General features: G+C 66.2%; 16 protein-coding genes, 1 tRNA gene and 1 pseudogene. 4 read left to right on the forward strand and 14 right to left on the reverse strand.

All coding sequences use genetic code 11. The features are described 5' to 3' along the window. The first annotated feature begins 3 nt into the window (after positions 1 to 3). The 4 genes from brxL to ACPYN4_RS13325 all read left to right on the forward strand — a co-directional run bounded on the left by brxL (position 4) and on the right by ACPYN4_RS13325 (position 4681). Positions 4 to 2208 carry a BREX system Lon protease-like protein BrxL gene (brxL, locus tag ACPYN4_RS13310; RefSeq protein ID WP_424446642.1) on the forward strand — a complete coding sequence of 735 codons (2205 nt, stop codon included), beginning with the start codon at positions 4 to 6 and terminating at the stop codon, positions 2206 to 2208. Next, the gene (locus ACPYN4_RS13315; protein ID WP_424446643.1) at positions 2198 to 3427 is read left to right on the forward strand and encodes a hypothetical protein; all 1230 of its coding nucleotides are present in this window, start codon (positions 2198 to 2200) and stop codon (positions 3425 to 3427) included. Before brxL ends, ACPYN4_RS13315 begins: the two co-directional genes overlap by 11 nt. A gap of 687 nt (positions 3428 to 4114) precedes the next feature. After that, positions 4115 to 4190 (forward strand) — tRNA-Ala (locus ACPYN4_RS13320). 245 nt (positions 4191 to 4435) lie between these two features. Beyond that, entirely contained in the window at positions 4436 to 4681 is a 246-nt protein-coding gene (locus ACPYN4_RS13325) for a hypothetical protein (RefSeq protein ID WP_424446644.1), read from the forward strand. A 105-nt stretch (positions 4682 to 4786) separates the two neighbouring features. Here the strand turns inward: ACPYN4_RS13325 and ACPYN4_RS13330 are convergent. From ACPYN4_RS13330 to ACPYN4_RS13395, 14 genes and pseudogenes are all read right to left on the reverse strand, one after another. After that, positions 4787 to 5971 (reverse strand): annotated as a pseudogene (locus tag ACPYN4_RS13330) (recombinase family protein); the annotation flags it as partial. A gap of 297 nt (positions 5972 to 6268) precedes the next feature. Then, positions 6269 to 6907 (reverse strand): hypothetical protein, encoded by a 639-nt coding sequence (locus ACPYN4_RS13335; RefSeq protein ID WP_424446645.1) that lies wholly within the window; start codon positions 6905 to 6907, stop codon positions 6269 to 6271. A 19-nt stretch (positions 6908 to 6926) separates the two neighbouring features. Beyond that, positions 6927 to 7424: a single-stranded DNA-binding protein gene (locus tag ACPYN4_RS13340; protein ID WP_424446646.1), complete on the reverse strand. Its 498-nt coding sequence runs from the start codon at positions 7422 to 7424 to the stop codon at positions 6927 to 6929. A gap of 113 nt (positions 7425 to 7537) precedes the next feature. Continuing rightward, the gene (locus tag ACPYN4_RS13345) at positions 7538 to 9289 is read right to left on the reverse strand and encodes a type IV secretory system conjugative DNA transfer family protein (protein WP_424446647.1); all 1752 of its coding nucleotides are present in this window, start codon (positions 9287 to 9289) and stop codon (positions 7538 to 7540) included. Further along, positions 9286 to 9720 carry a hypothetical protein gene (locus ACPYN4_RS13350; RefSeq protein ID WP_424446648.1) on the reverse strand — a complete coding sequence of 145 codons (435 nt, stop codon included), beginning with the start codon at positions 9718 to 9720 and terminating at the stop codon, positions 9286 to 9288. The genes ACPYN4_RS13345 and ACPYN4_RS13350 overlap by 4 nt, the downstream gene beginning before the upstream one ends. A 137-nt stretch (positions 9721 to 9857) precedes the next feature. Further along, positions 9858 to 11348: an ATP-binding protein gene (locus tag ACPYN4_RS13355; RefSeq protein WP_424446649.1), complete on the reverse strand. Its 1491-nt coding sequence runs from the start codon at positions 11346 to 11348 to the stop codon at positions 9858 to 9860. A 94-nt stretch (positions 11349 to 11442) separates the two neighbouring features. Next, positions 11443 to 12918: an SCO6880 family protein gene (locus ACPYN4_RS13360; RefSeq protein ID WP_424446650.1), complete on the reverse strand. Its 1476-nt coding sequence runs from the start codon at positions 12916 to 12918 to the stop codon at positions 11443 to 11445. A 3-nt stretch (positions 12919 to 12921) separates the two neighbouring features. After that, positions 12922 to 14370: a type IV secretion system protein gene (locus ACPYN4_RS13365; RefSeq protein WP_424446651.1), complete on the reverse strand. Its 1449-nt coding sequence runs from the start codon at positions 14368 to 14370 to the stop codon at positions 12922 to 12924. 37 nt (positions 14371 to 14407) lie between these two features. Continuing rightward, on the reverse strand, positions 14408 to 14680 hold the full coding sequence (locus tag ACPYN4_RS13370) for a DUF6112 family protein (protein WP_424446666.1): 273 nt from the start codon (positions 14678 to 14680) through the stop codon (positions 14408 to 14410). 248 nt (positions 14681 to 14928) lie between these two features. Further along, positions 14929 to 15237, reverse strand: a complete 309-nt coding sequence (locus ACPYN4_RS13375) for a DUF6112 family protein (RefSeq protein WP_424446652.1) — start codon at positions 15235 to 15237, stop codon at positions 14929 to 14931. 6 nt (positions 15238 to 15243) lie between these two features. Further along, the gene (locus ACPYN4_RS13380) at positions 15244 to 16863 is read right to left on the reverse strand and encodes a M23 family metallopeptidase (RefSeq protein WP_424446653.1); all 1620 of its coding nucleotides are present in this window, start codon (positions 16861 to 16863) and stop codon (positions 15244 to 15246) included. Between the two features lie 9 nt (positions 16864 to 16872). After that, a complete protein-coding gene (locus tag ACPYN4_RS13385) occupies positions 16873 to 17562 on the reverse strand; it encodes a hypothetical protein (protein ID WP_424446655.1) in 690 nt (229 codons plus the stop codon). A 183-nt stretch (positions 17563 to 17745) separates the two neighbouring features. Continuing rightward, complete coding sequence (locus ACPYN4_RS13390; protein ID WP_424446656.1) at positions 17746 to 18918, reverse strand: ParB N-terminal domain-containing protein; 1173 nt, start codon at positions 18916 to 18918, stop codon at positions 17746 to 17748. Further along, a complete protein-coding gene (locus ACPYN4_RS13395; protein WP_424446658.1) occupies positions 18915 to 19715 on the reverse strand; it encodes a hypothetical protein in 801 nt (266 codons plus the stop codon). Before ACPYN4_RS13395 ends, ACPYN4_RS13390 begins: the two co-directional genes overlap by 4 nt. Between the last annotated feature and the right edge of the window lie 1156 nt (positions 19716 to 20871).

Raw genomic sequence — 20871 nt, forward strand, 5'->3', positions numbered from 1 at the left:
GCCATGACGAACCTCGAAGACGCACTCGACGAGATCGACGTGCTCGCAGCTGAGGCGACCGACGGCGCCCCGGCGAAGTCCGCGCTCGACGACAAGATCAACGAGCACTTCGCCGGTGCCGTCGTCCGAAAGGACCTCGTCAAGGCGGTCCGAGGCAACGCTGTGGTGCCGTCGTACGTCCTGGAGTACCTGCTGGGCCAGTATGCGGCATCCGACGACGAGGCGACCATCCAGGCCGGCATCGACAGCGTGCGACAGATCCTCGCAACTCATTACGTCAACCGCAACGAGCACATGCTCGTGAAGTCGGAGATCCGCCGCAAGGGTCGCCACCGAGTCATCGACAAGGTCACGGTCACACTCAACGAGAAGAACGACGTCCACGAGGCAGAGTTCGAGAACCTCCAGATCAAGGGCGTCATCATCGACGACGTCACGGTCAAGCAGAACCCCAAGCTCCTTGTCGGCGGCGTGTGGTGCATCTGCGACATCGAGTACTTCCACTCCGACGACCAGCGCGTCGTGCCGTGGATCCTCGACAAGCTCAAGCCCATCCAGGTCGCCGGCGTCGACATCGATCACTACTACGAGGCCCGCAAGGCGTTCACGACCGAGGAGTGGATCGACCTGCTCATGCAGTCGATCGGCCTCAACCCCGAACAGTACAACGAACGCGGCAAACTCATCGCCCTGACCCGCCTCATCCCGTTCGTCGAGCGCAACTACAACGTCGTCGAACTGGGGCCGAAGGGCACCGGCAAGTCGCACACGTTCAGCGAGTTCTCCCCGAACGGCATCCTCATCTCCGGTGGGGAGGTCACGGTCGCCAAGCTGTTCGTCAACAACGCGAGCGGCCGTATCGGGCTGGTCGGCTACTGGGACTGCGTCGCGTTCGACGAGTTCGCCGCCAACCGGCGCACCGACCAGAACCTCGTCAACGTGATGAAGAACTACCTCGCGAACAAGTCCTTCTCGCGCGGTACCAGCATCTACGGCGCCGAGGCCTCGATGGCCTTCATCGGCAACACCACCCACACCGTGCCGTACATGCTCAAGAACTCCGACTTGTTCGACGAGTTGCCCGATGCCTACCGCGACCCAGCCTGGCTCGACCGCGTCCACCACTACATCCCTGGCTGGGAGGTCGCACCGATCCGTTCGGAGATGTTCTCCACTGGGTACGGCTTCGTCGTTGACTACCTCGCCGAGATCCTGCGCGCGAAACGGTCGGAGGACTTCTCGGACAAGTACAACGACTACTTCACGCTCGACAACTCGATCTCGACGCGCGACCAGGACGGCATCCGCAAGACGTTCTCCGGGCTGATGAAGCTCGTGCATCCCGCGGGAGAGGCCTCGGAGGACGAGGTCCGGGCGCTGCTCGAGTTCGCGATCGAGGGGCGCAAGCGCGTCAAGGACTCGATCCTGAGGATCGACGCCACGATGCGCGACACGCCTGTCCGCTTCCGCTACGCCGACAGGGCAGGCGTCTGGCGCGACGTCGCCACTCTCGAAGAGAGCCAGTACCCGCAGCTGTACCGGCGGGCCTGGGACGCGACGCACCACGGCGACGGCGGATCACGTGAAGCCGCGCCTGCGGCAACCCAGCCGGCCCCGGCACAATCAACGGCTTCCTCGACGGCTGCTCAGGACGCACCCGCGGGGCCCGCACCCTACGTGTTGGCCGAGGGGCATCGGGACTTCATCGCAGGCCAGAGAGGAGTCTCCTACGAGACCCTGCTTCTGCCATACCTTCGCGGCGCATCCAAGATCACGATCACGGACCCCTACATCCGCATGCCCCACCAGGGACGCAACCTCGCCGACCTGCTCAGCCTAATCGCCGCCGCCAAGGACGACGCCGACGAGATCGACCTCGAGCTGGTCACCACCGAGGAGCCGAAGGCCGAGTTCAAGCACTCTCAACTTCTCATGCTCAAGTCGATCAAGGACGCGTCCGACGCCGTGGGCGTCCGACTGGCGGTTCGACTAGACGACACGATCCACGACCGCCGCATCGAGACCGACCATGGCTGGCGCATCGACCTCGGGAAAGGCCTCGACATCTGGCAGAAGCCGAGCGACAATCCGTTCGACTTCGGGCGGAGTCGCCAAGAGTTCCGACTCGTTGGCTCGGCGTTCAGCATCCACTACGTAAAGATCCCGGTCGCTGGCGCTGCGGTTCGAATTGGGGGCGATGGTGTCTGAGACCGGAGTCTTGGACTACCAGTCGCTCCGGATGGCGTGGGATTGCGCGGCAGGACTGGTTCGCACGCGTCCTTGGCTGACCATCAGCTGGATTGCGCATCCCGGGGAGGATTGGCACCTCGTGGTGCACGACGGCGCAACCGGACCCGCCCTCCACTTCGATGACTATCCTGGCCCGACCCTCGCGGGCAAGTCGGGCGTGTCCTCGCTGGATTGGGATGATGTCATCCCTCCATCTGAGGTCATCGACTGGACGATGGAGTGGGGCCCCACCGACACCGGTGCGGAGTTGACGCCGAAGACCGCGGTCTACAAGCTGCTGAGTGCGCTAGTCGCGCTGGGCCCGTCGTGGTCGGTTCAGCCGGCGCGTTTCATTGGGGACGACGGCGACCCCTCCTCCGTCTACACCCTTCAGAAGGTCTTTCCGACGATCGCGCAGGCGGTGGACTTCTACGTGGAGATGCTCGAAGGGCAGCATCGGGAGGGGAAGGTCGCGGGGCGTTCCGAGTACTGGCATGAACCACTATGGCTTGTCGCGGTAGACGGTATCGCCACCGCAGTGGTCGATGAGGCCGGCGACCTGCACGTTTCGGCCAGCGCCAGCACAGGGGCTTCCGCGTTCAAAGTCCTGCCGACGCTTCGCGATCGCGACTGGGCGATCGATGAATTAGCCCAGGCGGTCGCCGAAGGATCTAGCATCGCCGAAGATTCCGCGCCGCAGTCGAGTCACCCTTCCGCCCTGACGAGCCCCCAGAAGCTGCGCGTCTACATCGACTTCGCCTCGATCATGTCGCCCTCGGACTGGGAGGCGGTTCGACGGGTACGCGAGAGCGGTTCCAGAGTCGAGGACACCAAACTTCTATGGACGGTTGGCCGGGAGTTCGCTGACGCCTTCGGGGAGGACTGGTGGTCGATGGGTCTTCCCGGCGCCATCAGCGGCGGTGTCGAATGGACGCTCCACATCGGCAGAATGGGCATCGGCACGCCTCGTACTGATCTTCTCTACCTGGCCGCCTCTGAGCTCTTCACGGGCTACTTCTTCACCGGATGCAAGCTGCTGATAGACCGCCTGGGCGTTGCGGACTGCGACATTTACGTCACTCGCGATGCGGCCGCTGACGTCAGAGGCGGTACGGCGGAAGTTATCCGAGTCGGCACGAAGGGCTTCGAAGACTGGCGTATCGTCGCGAGCTATATCTCCGGGCGCGCTCGTCGATGATCGGCAGAGCGATAGAGCCTCAGCGGTGGCCAGTCCCGCTTGTTGACTATTGTCGGGTCTATGTCACCCCGTTGAAGGTCCGCACCCGGACCTTCGCTGTCCGGTGTGCGATCGACTGATCAAGGTTGTCTCGGATCGAATCGTCGAGCACGTCGGCGAGACCGGCGACCACTGCGCATCGAGTGGGCACCTTCGGATATTCCCCATGTAACCGTGAGCGCGCCCTTCGAATGCGACGAGTGTGGACAGCTGACGAAGAGCAATCTACGGACCGGCGTCGTGCACTCGCACAACCTGCCTGGAGACACGCGTGTTTGCTCTAACTCCGGCCGATTCATCGGACCGTTGGGGGGATCAGTCGTAGTCCGGCTAATGCCGGAGCCCTCTGTGCCCACACCCGCCTCTCGCACGCACGGCTATAGCGATGAGGGGAAGTCGAGCGTGAGAGCGGTTCGGGGCGGGCTCCCTGGTCTGGGGCGACGTCGCTGACAACACCGGGCTGTTGAGCGATGACCGCCGCAGCCTGACTCGAGATGTGGACACTTACTCGACTGTTCAGATACCTCGAGATCTCTCCAGGGGCGTCCAGATCGCTCGAAGCCCAGTCGCGTATGCTGGCTGTTACCACCACCGGAGTGAAGCCGAAGCGCTGGATTCCGGGGGTTTTGGGCATCCGCGAGACCATCCGGGCCTGTGGCGCAGCTGGTAGCGCACCTGCATGGCATGCAGGGGGTCAGGGGTTCGAGTCCCCTCAGGTCCACCAAACGCTTCATGTTCAAACACCGGTTCGCTTGCATGCGGGCCGGTGTTTGTGTTCTGGCTTCGTTGTGCTCCCGTGTGGTGTGCGTGTGGGGCGAGGAGGTTCTTGAACGTGACTGTGGGTTCGGTGATGACCTGGTCGGTTGAGGTGATGTAGATCTTCTCGAAGAAGGCTTGGTTGAACAGGCGGCGGATGCTGTCGGTGGCCTTCTCGTAGACGGTGTGGCAGTCGCTGGCTAGGTGGAGTGCTTGGTGGAGTTCTGCTTCTGCTTCAGCATGGTCAGACTCAGCGGCCTCGAGCCGGCTGCTCAGTCGGGTGAGGGCGGGCGCGATCCGATCTTGTTCTTCTTTGAGGAGGTCGAGCGGGATCGCTCCGGCGTAGTGCGCTTGGAGGAGTTTCTCTCGTTGGCTGAGGAGCTCACTTCGCTGCTTGATGAGGTCTTCGCGTTCGAACCGGGCTTGGGTGGTGAGGCTGCTGAACTCCTCGGTGATTGACGCGCGGAGTTCTTCGACGGAGGCTGGGCTGGGTTGGATGCGCGCGTAGTGGTTGATGATGAGCTGTTCGACGATGTCGACGTGCATGGCCTTGCGGGTGCAGTCGGTGGCTTTGCGGTGCCGTCCTGAGCAGATGAAGTAGGGGTAGATGATGCCCTTCTTGTTCTTCGCGTGGGTGATGAGCAGCCGGGATTCGCAGTCTCCGCAGTACAGCGACCCTTTGAGGTAGTGGTCGTGGGTCTGGGTCTTGTCGCCTGCGAGGTTGTTGGCTTTGAGGACGGTCTGCACTTGTTCCCAGGTACCAGGGTCGATGAGGGGTTCGTGCTGTCCTTCGTACTCGACGCCCTCGAACACGACCGTGCCCTTGTAGTACGGGTTCTGCAGGGTGCGGTGCAGGGTGGAGACGTGGATAGGTCTTGCCGGGCGGCGGGGTGTGGGGGCGGTGACGAGGCCGCGGATGGTGAGTTCGTCGAGGAGGGTATTGAGGGTCCAGTCGCCGGCGGCGTAGGCGGTGAATGCCCAGCTGATCAGGGGCGCGCGATCGGGGTCGGTTTCTACGGTGCGCAGTTCGTAGCCGTCTGCGGTGCGGGTGCGCACGTTGCGGTAACCGATAGGGGCCTTGCCCGTGGTGCCACCGTTCATCGCCTTGGTGCGGAGGCCTTTCATGACTTCTTGGGCGAGGTTGGCGGAGTACCACTCGGAGATCGACGCCATGATGCCGTGCTGGAGTTGCCCGGCGGGGGTGGCGTCGATGTTCTCAGCTGCGGAGACGAGAGCGACGCCTGCGCTGGTGAGCTCTGACTGGATGAGCGCGTCGTCGAGGCGGTTACGGGCGAGGCGGTCGACTTTGGGGATGATGCAGTAGTCGATGTCGTGTTCTTTCACGTACGCGAGCAACGACAGGAGAGCTTTGCGGCGGGAGAGCGACTTGCCGGACTCTCCGGGTTCGACGAACTCTTCGACGACGACGGCGCCCATGCTCTGGGCTTTGCGTTCGACGGCGCGGCGCTGGTCGGGCAGGGAGTATCCCTCGTCGCGACCACCGCGTCGGGCCTGCTCGGTGGTCGAGACACGCAGGTAGGTGACTGCGGTGGGGGTGGGCATGATCAGTGTTCCTTTCATCAGGGTGGTGCCGCACGTCCTGATGAGAACACTGATCCCCGTCACACCGTGGTGTGACGGGGAACCTGGCCCCGGGGTGGGGCGAAACGTTGATGGTGCGGCGCTCTGGGCGGAGCGGGTACCTGGGTTCAGTTTACCGTGTCGTCGCTTTCGCTGCCGAGGGACCATGCCCGCGGGTCGCGGCGCAGTGGTCGAGGCACCCTGCGGAGGGCGGGTTGGCTTGTGCTCAGGTTGCCGGTCGCCGCGCGGAGGGGGTGTGTCTCATCGGGTACGACGCCATCGCTTCATTGGCCGTGTCGCGGTCGCTGTAGCGGTGGGAGAAGACGTGCCCGATGATCGCTTTGGCGAGAAGGGTGACGTCTGGGCGGTGTCGGTCTTCGGTGCGGACGCCGAGGGTCCCGCCCCGTGACGCTGGAGCGGTCGCCCGCGCAGACGCGAGGGTGTTGGTGATGGGGTGGTTCTGTGTCATGGGTGCTCTTCCCGGAGGAGGAAGGCGTTCTCGGCGGCTGCGCGCCGTGTGACGTCTTCCATGACGAAGTCGATGAAGTCCGCGTCGCGGTCGGTGATGGGCGCCTCGTCGCTTGCGGGCGCAGGGTCTTCGCCAGGCCAGCTGGTGTGTCTGCTGGGACGGTCACGGTCCAGGCGTGTGCCGGAGATCTGCACCCATTCACGGAGCCGGGTGCGCGCGGCGGCGAAGTCGGTCATGAACGAGATAGGTCCGGCGGCGTCCTGCTCGGGGTCGTAGCAGCCGAGCCACCGGGTGTGGAGTGCGGAGAGCTCCCAGACGAGTTCGGGGTGCCGGTGCCACATCGGGGGGATGATCTGTGCGGGGAGCGCGAACTCGTGGCGCAGCCAGTTGACCCAGTCGTTGAGGTCGAGCCATTCGTGTTCGGCGTCGTCGCTGGAGAGGGTGCGCCAGTTGATAGGACGGGGGATGGGCGGCATGTCGCTGCCACCCATCCCGCCTGTGGCGGTCTCGTGCCCATGTTCCCCCTCGTCGGGCCCATCTTGAGTGGCGTCGATTTCGGGTTCGTCGTACTCGGGTTCGAAGTCGATGTCCGGTGTGCCGGGTTCGGGGTTCTGTGTCGGGTCGATGCCTGCCACGGGGTGCTCCTTTCGTGGGTTACCGGCTCACCGGTTCCATTGCGGGTGCTTCGGCCTCGCGGGACGCGGTGGGGGTGGGGGAGCCGAGCTGGGCGGCACGGTCGGGCTCCTCACGCTCGGTCTCCCGCTCGGCTTCACGTTCCGCGGTGCGCTCTGCGGCGGGCCTGCGGTCGACGGTGTAGTCGGTGACGTTGGGGTCGTGGGCGATCCGCTTTGCGACGAACTGCTCATCGGTGCGCTCGGTGCCGTTCACGTCGCGGGTGTACTCGCGCGTGTAGCCCTGGGCGATGATGTCGTCGCCCTTCACGAACCGGTCGGCGGAGCGTTCGGCGGACTTCCCGAACTGGATCAGGTCGTGGTAGGTCGGGTCGAGCTTGCGGAAGGACCCATCGGCCTGCGGTTCGTAGTGGTTGATGCCGATCCGCGCGTAGAAGCGTGCTTGCCCGGATTCGGAGAACGTGAGGCGGGGGTCGGCGGAGATGAAACCGTTGACCGCCTGCGAGGTCTTGATAGCCATGAGAGGGCCCTTCCTGATAGCAACGAACTGTCTGGTGCCCCCGCACCCAGGAACTGGGCGGGGAACACCAGACAGGTGCGTCCCTCGCACCCCACACGCAGCTGGAGTGAGGGTCAGGCAGCGCGCAGCAGCGTCTCGATTTCTCTGCGGTCGGTTTTCAGCTGGGCGGCGTCGGTGCGGGCGGGCCAGGCGCGTAGATCGGTGATGATCGGGCGGGCGGTGCGGAGCATGACCACGCCGGTACCGAACGGGAGGGTGCGGATCACGTCGGGCGGCATGACGGGCACGCGGCGGATGGAGCGTTGCGCGGACCGGTGTCCTTGCTCGCCGATGGTGACGGAGTCGGTGATCTCGTCGCGTTCCCCGATCAACGACGACAGATCTTGCAGGTCGCGGGAGTTCGACGCGCCGCCGAGGATGATCTTCACGATCGACGCATCCCACAGTGCGTTCGCGTTGTTTTCCCCCCATTTCTCCCTCGCCTGGGCGAGGGACTGCAGCACGGGCAGTGTCGTGATCCCGGTGCCTCCGCCTTCTGCCATGAGCGTGGGCAGGGAGGGCAAAGGGGCGAGGTTGCCGATCTCATCGAGTGCGAGCAGCATCGGCGGGTCGAGGCGGGTGCCGGGGGAGGTCGCGGCGATCTTCCGTCCGGTCTCCACGAGGTCCTCGATGAAAGCCGCGACCAGCGCCGACGACGCACCCGCTCCTGCCCCGGTGGCGAGGAGGTAGAGCGTGCCCCGGTCGCGGATGAACGCTTCCGGGTCGAACTTGTCGTTCGGGCCGGGGGTGACAGCCTCCAGCACGCGCGGGTCCGCGAAGGCGGAGAACGCCAGAGACACGCCCTGCCAGATCGAGTCGCGCGTCTTCGGGTCCGCTTGCAGCATCGCATCCAGCGACTCCGCCCACCCGGGAGCCGCGCCCGGGTGGGACTGCAGGACCCGCACCGCATCGGCTGCGGCTGTCGGGCTCAGCGCCCACTGATACAAGGTGGCAGCATCCCGGCCGTCGAGAGCGGCAGCGTGCAGAAGACCTTGGATTGCGGAGGCGGTTTTGCCTTGCCAGAAGTCCCCGCCGGACACGGACCCGAAGTTCGTCGCGGTCGCAAGCCCCGTCGCACGGATCATCGCCGTCAACGGGTCCTCACATCCGCGCACCGGAGACCACTTCATCCCGGCAGGGAGCCCTGCGGCGAGGCGCTGCGGGTCGAACACCGCGACGGGCCCGACGCGTTCACGGGCACGCATTGTCGCCGTGAGATTGTCAGGCCGAGTGGAGGTCGTGATCACCGCACCGGGAGCGTCGAGGATCGCGTTGATGACGATGTGCAGGCCTTTCCCCGACCGGGGCGGGCCGATCAGCAGAATCGAGTCCTCCACCGTCGCCCACACCTCACGCCCTTTCGACCGTCCCAGCAGGTAGCCCACATCTGTTGCCGTCGGATCCTTGAGCGACGGCCGGTAGGTGCCTGCCCGAGTCACGAGCGTCTTCGCGGACGCGACCTTCGCGACTTCCCGCGCTGTCGCGATGCCCTGCAACAGGCGCGGGTCCTGGGCACGGTTCTCTTTCGCGCGGGCGAGCAATCGCCACATCCACCAGCCGGCTATGCCCGCCAGGGTGAGGAGGAGAGCCACGACGGCCCAGTACACGACTGGGCTCAGGCCCGGCGCGCCCATCGCCTGCCCGGGGTCAGCGGGGATGAGGAGGACGCCCAGGCCGGTGGCGGGGCCGCCGATGGGTTGCGGCATGCCGGTCAGGAACGCGGCAATGCTGCCGCACAGCCGGAGCAGAGCGGCGAGGCCGGCGAACCCGGCGAGGGCTGCGAGGCCGAGGTTGGCGAGTAGTTGCGAAGGCTGGTGCGGGTTCATCCCAGGTCTCCGATCACGCGGGCGTTGCCGGAGATGCGACCGAACAGCAGCACTTCGCCGCTGCCGGCGGCGAGCTCACGATCCTCGATGAGATGGCGCACATTGCCATCCCCGTCGGTCGACGAATGCCGGATGATCATTGCCAACGCGACGTCTTCACCGGGGATGAACCCGTCACCGGTGACCTCGAACAGCACAGGCACTCCGGCCCTATGCAGTGCGTCGGTAGCTGCGGCGGCTTCCGGCGGGTCCGGTTCGGAGTCGGGTGCTGGGGGTGGCGGGGTGAGGACATCGGTGTAGGTGGTGCCGTCTTCCTCGACGATCGACACCCGAACAGGGACCTGCTGCTCCCGGAGAACCCGGTCAATGAGCTCGCCCAGTTCTCCGCGTCCGATGGGGACATCCGTAACGGCCTCGCCGTCGAGCCTCACTGTGATCTGGTCTGCGCTGTCCACCCTCGCCGTCAAGAGCGGCAGAACGACCGGCACGGTGGCCGGTGCGGCGCCGGGACGTGCGGTCTTCGGTGGGTGCGGGGTGCGGCGGGAGCGTCGTGAGGGTGCAAGTTCGCTCATTTTTCGCCTCCCGTCATCCGGGTGGTGGTGTCGAAGGTAGTCAGTTCGTCGGGGTGGAGTTGGTGTTGCACGACGAAAGAGCGTTCCTTGATCCGCCACAGCCCCTGCCCGGTGCCCAGGCCTGGGAGAAGGGACTGTTCTGTGCCGGTGAGTCCGAGTGCTTGCGCGGTGGTGCCGAGCTGGTCAGCTTCCTGCCGGTAGATAATCCGGGTCTCTGCGTTCGCCAGTAGCGACGACGCTAAGGCGCGCATTGCCGAGCCCTGGTCGCCGACGTTGTCGAGGTCGGTGAGCTTGTGGAAGATGAGCATGTTCGCGATGCCGTAGTGCCTGGCAAGACGCCACTGTGCATCCATGCGCTTCAGCAGTGCAGGGTGGGACATGAGTCGCCACGCCTCGTCGTAGATCACCCAGCGTTGCCCACCGTGGGGGTCCAGCAGCGCTGACTCCATCCACGCTGACGAGCATGTCATCAGCACCGAGATCAGCGTGGAGTTCTCCGCGACCCGCGACAGATCCAGCGAGATCATCGGCAACGACGGGTCGAACTGCACCGTCGACGGGCCATCGAACAGGCCCTGCAAATCGCCTGCGACCAGGCGACGCAGCGCGTGACCGACCAGACGCCCGTCTTCAGCGAGTCGCCCGTCAACATCATCGCGGGTGTCCGGGCCGAGGATGCGGTCCACGACCATCGGCAGGATCGGCACCTCAGTGGACGCGACGACCGCCGCCAACGCGACATCAATCGACGTGTGCTCCAGCGGGGACAGGGAGCGTTCCAGGACGGTCTCGGCGAGAGCGCCGATGAGTTCCCTGCGACGAGACGCCACCTGCGTGGACCACTCGATATCCGTCAGACCGGAGGGCCGGTGGCCCTCATCGAGCGGGTTGAGGCGGTTCCGTAATCCGTGACCGAGGACGATCGCCTTCCCGCCGACTGCTTCAGCGACCGGGGTGTGCTCGCCCTTAGGATCGCCCGGGACGTACACGCGTCGCCCGAAGGGGATCGACCGCGTGTAGAGCGATTTCGCGAGCGACGACTTCCCGGAGCCGACGATGCCCGCCAGGACGATGTTCGGGGCGGTGATCACGCCCCGCTTATAGAGCACCCACGGGTCGTACACGAACGACCCACCCGAGTACATGTCCTGCCCGACGAACACCCCTTCCGGACCGAGACCACCCTCGGCAAGAAACGGGTACGCGCCAGCAAGCGCCGCACTGGTGTCCTGATGCGCGGGCAACCGAAGCCCCCGATAGGACCGCAACGCGGCAGGCCCCGGCTCACCAGCCCGGGGAAGGTACGTGGTCGCGTGACGTTCAGCTGCTTCCGCCTCATGCAGGGCGCGGGCGTGGGCTTTGCGGGCGGCGAGGTCATCGGCGCGGATCCTCGCTGCCGCCTTGCGGCGGGCCCTGCGTTGCCTACGATGCTCGGACTCCGGCCCGATGAGGACGCTGGAGTAGACGCGACGGTCCGGGGCGTTCATAGAAAAGCTCCTTCCTGCACGCCGCCCAGGACGGGCGATCGGCGTGCAGGAAGGAGGTACGAGACCCGCGCCCCAAGAGGGCCGCGGTTTGGGGTCAGATCGTGCGCGCCAGCGGGAGAGCGGCGGCGGTGAAGGCTTGTGCCTGTTGTCCCACGAGCCGTCTGGTCTCGCAGGACGCTTGGATCGCGGCTTGTTCGATCTTCGACACAGCGGCCTCCAGCTCGTCACCGGTGGGAGCGCTGATGGAGATCAGACCGGTGTAGCGGAGGATGCCGTGACCGCTGGTGAGGTCTGCTTCCTGTTGCAGAACGTCCTGGTACTCGGCGGTCTGTTGCGCGTCTTCCACCTGCCCGATCTTCTGGCGTTGCGCGGCGTCGGAGATGTACTCGACCTTCTTCTTGCGGATGTCTCGGGCGGCCTGGTCTGAGCGGATCGGTGTGCACAACAGTGAGAACGCCCGGCGGACGCCGGAGGCGAGGAGCACGGGGGAGAGGAACCCGGGGTAGACGAGGGATCTCGGCCATTCGCTGATCCACAGAACCGCGTGGTGGGCGCTGTCTGATTTCAGCCCGTCCCAGGTTTCCTCGACGGCGACGGGGCCTGCGGTGGCGAGGTCTTGGCCGAGGTCGCCGGAGCGTTCGAGGGTCGCGGCGATCGCGGGATCGTAGGCGGATCGGAGGATGACGGCGAGCTGGCCGGGGGTGAGCCAGTCGGTGGCTTTCAGGTCTGCGGCGTGCAGCGCGGAGGTGAGGGTGTTCATCTCCTGCCGCAGCACCGCGGCGGCTCCCTTGATGCCGCCACCGGCGGTGCGGATCGCGCGGGCGGCGCTCTTCATGTCCAGGGCGATGGAGATGGTGGTGGCGTGGCGTTCCCCAGCGGGGCCAGCGCGGTCGATGAGTTCCGCGTAAGTGCGTGAGGTCCAGGATGCATCTCCGGGGGTGCCGTGCTGGGTCCACCACTGTGCGAGTCCCGTTCCGGAGTCGGGGAGGGTGCGTTCGAGGACCTGTAGCCGGGCGATGCGCCCAGAGCGGCAGCAGGTGGCGAGCACTCGGCCCCAGCTGGCGATCCGGCGTTCCTGCTCGCCCGGATCGAGGAGCACGAACGCCGGGTGGGTGACCTCGAGCAGCGCCGTCAGGGTCGCGGCATGGGGGTGGTGGACCATGACCGCCCCGGTGACCGGATCCTCGTATTGGCGGAGGGAGGCCATATCTCCCGGGAGGGCGAGGGTGCCCGCTGGGCGGGGTTTGACGACCCGCATCCGGTAGATGGTCTGTTTCACGGTGACGCGCCACAGCCAGTGCCCGGCCACCGGAATCCATTCGACGGCTTTACGGCCGCCGATGGGGATCCAGGTGATCGCCAGGCAGGTGGCCCAGATCGGGGCGGTGTAGGCGAGGATGATGCCGCCTCCGGCGTAGAGGGAGCCGATGAACGCCGCCCCGGCGAGGGCGACGGTGACCACCTGGGACAGTGACAGGCCGAGGATCAGGCCGCGACGGGTGAGGCGTGAGAACTTCACCGGCGTCAGTGGGTAGTCATCCTGCTTCTTGTGCGGAGATTGCTTGGCCACGGGTTACTCCTTTCCCTTCGGTGCCGAGCTGGGTGGCGGCGGGCTCTTCGACTCCGCCGCCGGTGTTTGGGACGTCGGCGTCTGGGGTGCCGGGGTGGACGGGGACTGCGGTGAGGGCTTCGCCGGGGTGTCGGCCCCGGGCGGCGGGGTGTCGGCGCCTGCGCCTGCGGCGTGCTGATCGGCGGCGTTTCCGATGGCGTTGCCGAGCTTCGGGCCTGCCGTGGCGGAGTCCTTGGCGACCTTCGCTGCGACCACCGCCGCAGCTGCGGGTCCTGCGGCGGCAGCGCCACCGGCAGCCGCACCGCCTCCGGCGGCTCCACCACCTGCCGCACCGCCAGCAGCCCCACCTGTTGCACCGCCGCCTCCAGCTGCAGCTCCACCGCTGCCCGTGGCTGCGCTGGAGGAGCCGGTGCCGCCTCCGCTGGTGGGCTTCGTGTCTGCAGGGGCGGGAGATTTCCCGCCGCCTCCGCTGTCCTTATTGTTGCCGTCGAGGACCTTCTGGGGGCCGTCGCCGGAGGGTTTGGCGGAGGTGGGCACGGGGCGGTTCATCGCCTGTTTCGCTTCCTGCTCGGAGCTCATCGCGTGGTACATGTCGAAACCGACGAACGCGATGAACTTGTAGGTCAGATACGGGGCGAACGCGGCGACGAACATGAGCACGATCCCGGCGATCGGGTCCGCGATCGAGGCCAGGTCGAAGTCGATTGGTTGCGACACCTGGGTGATGGCGACGAGGAACACCACGACCAGGACGAGCTTGGAGAAGATGAGGGCGATCACGAACGACACCCATTTCCCGAACCAGCCGCGGGTGACGTCCCAGCTGGCGCCGCTGATCGCGATCGGTCCGAGCACGATCGCCACCAGTAGAAGGGCTTTGCGGATCAGGAGGGAGAACCACACGATTGCGGCGGCAGTGATCGCGAGCCCTGCGAAGAAGATCGTGATGATCGCGCCGACGCCGGGAGCGGCGATGTTGATGCCGGTGAGGCCTGCGGCGAGGAGGGCGATCTTGTCGCCCATATCTTCCATGGAGTTGCCTGTGGCTTGGACGATGCCGATGGTCAGTTGATCGGTGATCTCCAGCAGGGTCGCGGTGATCGTGATGATGAGGAATGACCCCAGCACGCTCTTCGCGAGCCCGAGTGCGGCGCGAGAAAGAGCGGTGGGGTCGCGTCTGATGAGGCCGGTGATCAGCTGCAGGCAGAAGAAGACGAGCATGATCATCACGGCGATGCCGAAGAGGATGTTGTAGACGCCGACGTATTCGGGGGATTGGACGTCGACGAGGGTGGTGGTGTCGAAGATCGTCCAGACGCCTTCGAACAGCCAGGCTGCGGCTTGGCCCATGGCGTTTGCGAGCCAGTCGAATGGGGCCGCAACGAGCGTTGCGGCCCCCTCCCCGACGGCGTCACAGACGTTGGATATGACCGGCACGTCACAGATACCCATGAACGTGTGTCTCCTTCCGTGAGTCGTTGACCAGGGGCTAGACGGACTGGCCGACGTTCCAGAAGAAGTTGATGAGCGTCACCGACGCGCCGCAGATGATCGCGGCCCCGCAGGAGACGAGGACGCCGACCTTGCCGCGGCCGGCGAGGTGCGGGTTTGAGGAGTTGGCGCCGAAGCCCCACACGATTGCGGAGATGATCAACGCGAGGACGGAGAGGATCAGCCCAATGGTCATGACGGCGCCGACGATGGTGCGCAGCTGCGAGATGCCGGGCAGTCCGCTGCTGTTGGGGTCGATATCGACCTCCATCGGGACGATGGCGGCGAGCTGCGGGAGGGTCTGGGTGGTGAGGTCGAGGATGACGGACACGAGGGTGGCTCCTTCACGAGTGACGAGAAACGGCCCCGACCCGGCCAGGCGGTCGGGGCGGGGTATCGCACAGGTGCGGCCGGAAGACCCCAGACATGACGAACGGGCGGGCCGGTGGCACAACCAGGGAGTGGTCGTCCGCCGACCCTCCCGTCACCATCCGCGGTGTCGGGAGGTCGGGGCGGTGGCTAGAGGGTGTTGCCGAGCGTGAGGAGCCAGTTCATCCAGGCGACTCCTGCGCCTGCGAGTGCTGCGGCCCCAAGGGCGGTCCATGCGCCGATACGGGCTTTCGTGGCGACCTGATGGTGGCCGTTTGCGGCGGCGATCGCCCACGTCACGGCGCACACGATCAGCATGAGTACCGAGATGATCAGCACAATCGTCAGGAGCGCACCGATCACGTTCCCCAGTTCGTTCGAGTCACCGATCGCCCCGAAATCGGGGAACACATTCGCGGGCAGAAGCCCCGCTGCGGTGATGTCGTGAAGAGTTCGCATGAGAGCTCACCCGTCTTTCACGGAGATGTGGATGTGGTCGAAGTGGCCGCCGGTCACGTCGCCCGGGTCGTGCATGCCGCCACCGCCGTAGGGACGCCACCCTTCGCCTGCGCGGTCGGGGGACCAGATCTTTCCCTGCCAGATGAGGTAACTGATCCCAAGGGTCTCGGCATGGGACTCCAGCCAGTCGGTGATCTGCCACCCGTAGGCCACTTGCTCGCTCGTAGGGTAGTGACCGATCTGGTTCCCAACGGTGACATCGCAGGCCCGCCCAAGGGGGTGATCGGACTTCTGTCCGGGCCGGGGCGAATAGCAAGCCCACCCGGTGCCGCCGAACGCGTTGCGCGTCTGGGTGACCATGTGTGCGGTGCGTGCGGTGACCTTCCCGCCCGTCCCACTCGGGTCCTCGACCAGGCGGCCGCCGTCTCCCGTGAAGGGGGCAGGGGTGCTTCCTGATCCGGGAGGTGCGCAGCCGGGGCCGGGCGTGGCGCTGCCGTCTGATTCGGTGGCGCCGTGATCAGCGAGCCACTGGTCGGCGTCGATCGTGTCTGTTCCCGTGCTGCCAGGGCGAATCTCGAAGTGTAGGTGCGCGCCGGTGGAACGCCCAGAGGAGCCGACATCCCCGATGTGGGTGCCGGCGGTCACGGTCTGTCCTTCGGTGACATGGATGCCGTGGGCCCACATGTGTGCGTAGACCGAGCGGACGGCCTCACCGCCCACGGTGTGCTCGATGATGATGAGCCCGCCGTAACCACCGTTGAACTCTGCCCACACCACTCGTCCGTCGGCGACCGCGTAGATCGGGGTGCCGTCGGCGGCACCGTAGTCGGACCCGGCGTGGAATGTGCGTTCCCCGGTGAAGGGGTCTGAGCGCCACCCCCAGTCGCTGGTCTTCGTCCACGTTCCGGCAGGCAACGGGAACACGACGCTGCCCGTCTCGGGCACGGAACCTGTCTCGCTGCCGGTGCCGCTTTTCGCGGGGGTGGTCAAAGCGGTGAGGATGGTCTCGGCGACGGGCTGATAGTTCTGATACCGGTCGGGGTAGGCGGACACTTCCACTGCCTGGGCGGCTTCGCCCATGTCCATCGACTGCCAGCCAGGGATGTCCAGCAGCCCGCGCGGTGAGGGGTAGTTCGGGCCGGTCGGCCCGCCGTAGAACGCGCGCGCCTGATAGGTGGTGTCCATGAGTTCGGCGACGGTGCCCCACCCGGCTTGTGGGCGCATCTGGAACAGGCCCAAGCTGTCGTGGTCGGAGCCGTTGCCGTCGTTGGGGTAGTCGCCGGATTCGGGGTAGGTGCCGGTGTTGGCGAGCTGGCGCAGGGTTGATTCGGTCAGCGCGGCCATGAGCGCGATCGTGACCCCGCGGGTATCAATCCCCTCGGTTTGGGATCCGACGGTGATGATGGTGGCCGCGTGCGTGAGCTGCTGCTTGTTCAGCGTGAACGTCTCACCGTTCCGGGTCGTCACCTCCAGCGAGTCCGGGATCGGTCCCACGCTCAGCGATGACCCGGGCGTGCAGGCGGCGTTCGCGGCCGGGTTCATCAGCACCCCGACCGCGAGCAGCATGGTGGATGGCCCCACACACAGGGCGGCGATGGCGAGGCCTACGAGGAGTTTCTTCAGCATGTCGGCCTCCTAGCGAAGCGGGCTGCCCGGCACGGACAGCCGCAGCACATGGCACCGGTCGAACGCCGGTTCACAGGCCAGGAACACGGTGAACGCGACCTCGTGGTCACTGCTGAGGTCCTGCCCGCCATTGGTGCCGGTGCGGTGCCGGGTGCCTTCGATCGTCACCGCGGTCATTCCGGGCACCAGAGTGCCGGACTGGTCCTGCGTGACCGCGTCATCCCACGCCTCCGGGATATAGGCGTTCTCGATGGTGAGACGTTGGCTGGTGGCGTGCCCGGTGAGCTGCCGCCATGCATCGGCGGCGGGGAAGTAGAGGGCGATGTCGGAGGCAAGTCCCGCCGTCTCGACGCCGGAAGGGTCGGCATCAGCCAGCAGCACCTGCCCGTAGTCGGCGGGCCGCAAACCCGCGGCGGTGTCCCACGTGAACAAGGCTCCGGCAACAGCCTCGGCGTACCGAATCGGGTCATTCGTCACCGGCAGGCGCGGCAGGGCGGCCGATTCCGTCGGGACCGTCGCGGAGGGTGCGGACGAGCGGTCAGGAGTTGGGGCGGTGGGGTTCTCGTGTGGGCGGGCGATGAGCCCGTAGATTCCGACACCAACCAGGGTGAGAAGCACGAGCGTCGCAGCGATGGCGGCGACGAGTAGGAGACGGGTCCGCCTTCTGGAGGTGGACCGCGTGGAGGGATCGAGCGGCATGGGTCGGGAGTCCTTTCACAGCAGACAACGGGTCGTGTGCGGTGAAGGTGCGGTCCGCCCACCCCACGCTCATGGCATGCAGAAACCTGAGAAGTGACGGCGGGGAGTGACGGGCGGGAAGAACACTGAAGCGTCCCCCGTGGACGAGAGACGCTTCATACCCGGGCCCGGCAGAGACAGTGTTTAGCTGACTGCCTCCAGTCGCTGGGCTGTGGATTGGGTTCGGGAGTGGGATGCGGCGTCGAGGAAGGCGTTCGCCTTCTGCCGGTGGGTGATGATCGCCTCCCACTGTTCGTCGGTGGCGTACTGGCCGACGAGCGCGGCGTCGTTGATTTCCCACCATCCTTCCGCTTTCGCGAGGATGTCGACCAGGCGACGTGAGTGGTACCGGCCGCGTACGGCTTCGGCTGACACCGGATTGTCGTCCTCGTTGCTGTCCGCGGTGGGTGGTGTGGGGGTGAGGGCGAGCTTCCGGACCCGGTTCACCGCGCTGGCGACGGCGCGGGAGCGCTCCACCGCCCGGTCGATCTGTCGCACAGCGTCGAGTTCTTCGCCGGCGGCTTCCCGCACGAGAGGGGACGCGGTCTCGTTGACGGTGGTGTGCTCCAGCCAGCACTCACCACGCAGCGCCATCACCTCGTGGTAACGGCCGTGGACCTTCCCGTCCATGTTGATCTCCACGACGGCTTCGGCCGCTGCGGTGCGGACACGTTGATCTTCCGCCTCGTTGGTGGCCAGGCGTTGCAGGGCGAGGACTTGCTCGAGTTGCTGTGAGGAGTCTTTCCCCGTGACCGCTTGCGCAGCCTGGACTCTGGACTTCCGTTTCGCCGGTGGTTGTGATTCCCAACCACCGGGCCTGCTGCCGCGTCCGGCGCCGACGATCATCGCTTCCTTGTCTTCACCGGGAACGTCCGGTGCGTTGTCCTCCTCAGCTCCCGGCAGCGGGGTGGCGCCGAAGCGGGTGGCAGCTTGACGGCGAGCGTTCTCCTCGGCCAAAAGAGCCTTGTACTCCGCGTAGAGGGCTGCCTTCTCGCTGGTGGTGAAGTCCTTGCGGAGCAGGTTGTCGTCCTGGATGGCAAGGAGGGTGCGCAGCTCATCGGAGACCTCCGCCGCCACCCACACCGGGACAGTGGAGTGTCCGAGCTGGCGCATCACTTCGAGTCGGCGTCTCCCGGAGATGAGTACCCCGTCGGAGGTGATCACGATCGGGCACAGGAGGCCGAGTTTCTGGATCGAAGCGGACAGTTCGCTGAGATCGCCGAGCTCGCGTCGGTAGGAACGGCCGAGCACGATCTGCGCGATGGGGAACTCGCCCACCAGTCGCCCGGATTCGGGGCGGGGCGCGGTGGCAGTCACGCGGCCTCCCTCCGGGTGAACTTGCCTGAGAGGGCCTTCAGCTGGTCGTCGGCCAGCAGGTCTTCGGTTCGGTCCCCGAGCAGGACGCGCGCGAAGATCCCCAGACGTGCGGGGTCCGCTCCGGTGACTTCCTTCTTCGAGCGGGGCCCCAGCAGCAGACGCAGCAGCCCGTTCCAGTCACGGCTGCAGAAGCCCAGGCGCAGCCGCATCGGGTCGTCTTTGCGGAGGACATCAATGCCGGACTGCGTGTTGGACAGGGTCGTCAGACGGTGGCAGATGTACTCGACTGCGGGTTCGATCGTGCGCGCATGCCAGCCCGTGGCGACCAAGAAGATGGACGCAGACCTCACCACTCGCTCCACCGCCACCAGCGGTGACTGTGGTGGCGTGGCCGCGGCGAGCACGTGGTAGAAGAACGTCTCGTAGTGGCCCGCCCGCACTGGGTACTCGTCGGGCCGGTGCTCCGGCCTGCGGGCTTTGTCGGTTGAGGTGAGGAGACGTTCCGCATGCACTTCCGCGGCGATCCCGAGCTCCACTGCGCGAGTGATCGCCGCCCACGGGTCCGCAGCGCGCACGATCGCGGGGGTACGCATCGCCAGGAACGCCTCATACACGGCGTCGGCGGGATCGCGGTGCCAGGACAACGCCAACGGTAGGTACTTGCGTTCTGTGTACTCCAGTAGCGCCCGAGCTGCCGGGTGGCTCTGCCATCTGTGCTGAGCGGTAAGTTCGGTGAGGAGCGCACGCAGCCCCTCGCTGGTCGTGAAATCAGGATGCGGATCGATGGGATCTCTCATGGTTCGGACTCCTTCGGACGGGGTGACTGATAGGTGTGTCACCGCGACCCCAAACCGCGACCACCCGCTGGGATGGACAGTCCCGGGCACCGGCAGGAGGTATCACCGGGCACCGGCCCGTTCGACCCCTTTGGGGTTTCCCGAGGCCGTGTGCAGCCAGCACACCGAGCGCGCAGGAATGAAGAAGAAACTCGGGAGCGGTTAGGGTGCGGCATCCGCCGCATCGTGGGTGAGCGGCGGAGCAGCGAAGCTCACAGGCTCACCTCCTGTCCGCTCCGGCTCCTGCCCGAATCTCGCCAAAGTCGGGCAATCAGCGGTGCTTGCACCATCGGCAGTGCGCGTCGACGCGCATGCCGGAGTTGCTTCGACGGTCGTTCCCGCTGCTCTGCGGGTGCCCACGCTGCCCTATCTGGTGCAACGGACTGCGTGGCGTCGTCCGCGACGACGCTTGTCGTGCTGGAGGGGTGCTGCGCCGAACGCATCCTCGTGTCGTCTCCCTGGATGAGGGCACCGGCACGCCATATTCGACGACAGGCCGAGAGAAGATGCTCCCTGCCACCGCAACGGCGATGGCAGGGAGCGAAGATGTCGGTGTTGTTCTCGGCGTGAGAACGTTCGCGCGCGCGACGGTGTCTGACCCATGGCCACTGATCTCGGCCCCGCGAAATCGGGGCGACGATCCTCACGGCCACCCGCAGTGGCGCTGGGAGCATCGCACGCATTACCGAGGCTAGGGTGGGGACGGTCATCTGCGGCACCTCCTTTGGTGACACCGTCGAGGGGTGGAACGCCCATGTGCGGTGTCATGCAGAAGGTGCAGAACCAGCAGTACTCAGATCACCTCGGGTGCAGAGTCCACTCGTGAGCAATTCCCTATGACTCTCAACCGTTACCTCATCCAAGGAGGTTCTGGCGAGCGTTGCCGGCGAAGACGCGCGGGAACGTCAAGGACATGCGCGAAACAGTCAAGTCGCGCTGTCCTCGCCAGCGTGGCCCCTTCAAGGGCGCGCACCCTCTTACACGGCGGGGCGGGCGGGCACGGGGACCGCCTCGGTGCTCGCCGGTGTGGGACGGGGCCGGCCCAGTTGCGCGACCCGTGCCGCGGCCACCGATGCTGTGCGGGTGACACCGGCCTTCACGCCCTCGCGTGTCGCAC

The organism is Microbacterium sp. CH-015 (genome assembly GCF_049707015.1).
Classification (GTDB): Bacteria; Actinomycetota; Actinomycetes; order Actinomycetales; family Microbacteriaceae; genus Microbacterium; species Microbacterium aurum.

What these genes read in the sequence shown, in the direction of transcription:
- ACPYN4_RS13395 (WP_424446658.1), bottom strand. Translation starts at nt 19,715, where the DNA reads ATGAGAGATCCCATCGATCCGCATCCTGATTTCACGACCAGCGAGGGG.
- ACPYN4_RS13340 (WP_424446646.1), bottom strand. Translation starts at nt 7,424, where the DNA reads ATGGCTATCAAGACCTCGCAGGCGGTCAACGGTTTCATCTCCGCCGAC.
- ACPYN4_RS13380 (WP_424446653.1), bottom strand. Translation starts at nt 16,863, where the DNA reads ATGCTGAAGAAACTCCTCGTAGGCCTCGCCATCGCCGCCCTGTGTGTG.
- ACPYN4_RS13355 (WP_424446649.1), bottom strand. Translation starts at nt 11,348, where the DNA reads ATGAACGCCCCGGACCGTCGCGTCTACTCCAGCGTCCTCATCGGGCCG.
- ACPYN4_RS13370 (WP_424446666.1), bottom strand. Translation starts at nt 14,680, where the DNA reads ATGGAGGTCGATATCGACCCCAACAGCAGCGGACTGCCCGGCATCTCG.
- brxL (WP_424446642.1), top strand. Translation starts at nt 4, where the DNA reads ATGACGAACCTCGAAGACGCACTCGACGAGATCGACGTGCTCGCAGCT.
- ACPYN4_RS13345 (WP_424446647.1), bottom strand. Translation starts at nt 9,289, where the DNA reads ATGAACCCGCACCAGCCTTCGCAACTACTCGCCAACCTCGGCCTCGCA.
- ACPYN4_RS13315 (WP_424446643.1), top strand. Translation starts at nt 2,198, where the DNA reads ATGGTGTCTGAGACCGGAGTCTTGGACTACCAGTCGCTCCGGATGGCG.
- ACPYN4_RS13385 (WP_424446655.1), bottom strand. Translation starts at nt 17,562, where the DNA reads ATGCCGCTCGATCCCTCCACGCGGTCCACCTCCAGAAGGCGGACCCGT.
- ACPYN4_RS13375 (WP_424446652.1), bottom strand. Translation starts at nt 15,237, where the DNA reads ATGCGAACTCTTCACGACATCACCGCAGCGGGGCTTCTGCCCGCGAAT.
- ACPYN4_RS13365 (WP_424446651.1), bottom strand. Translation starts at nt 14,370, where the DNA reads ATGGGTATCTGTGACGTGCCGGTCATATCCAACGTCTGTGACGCCGTC.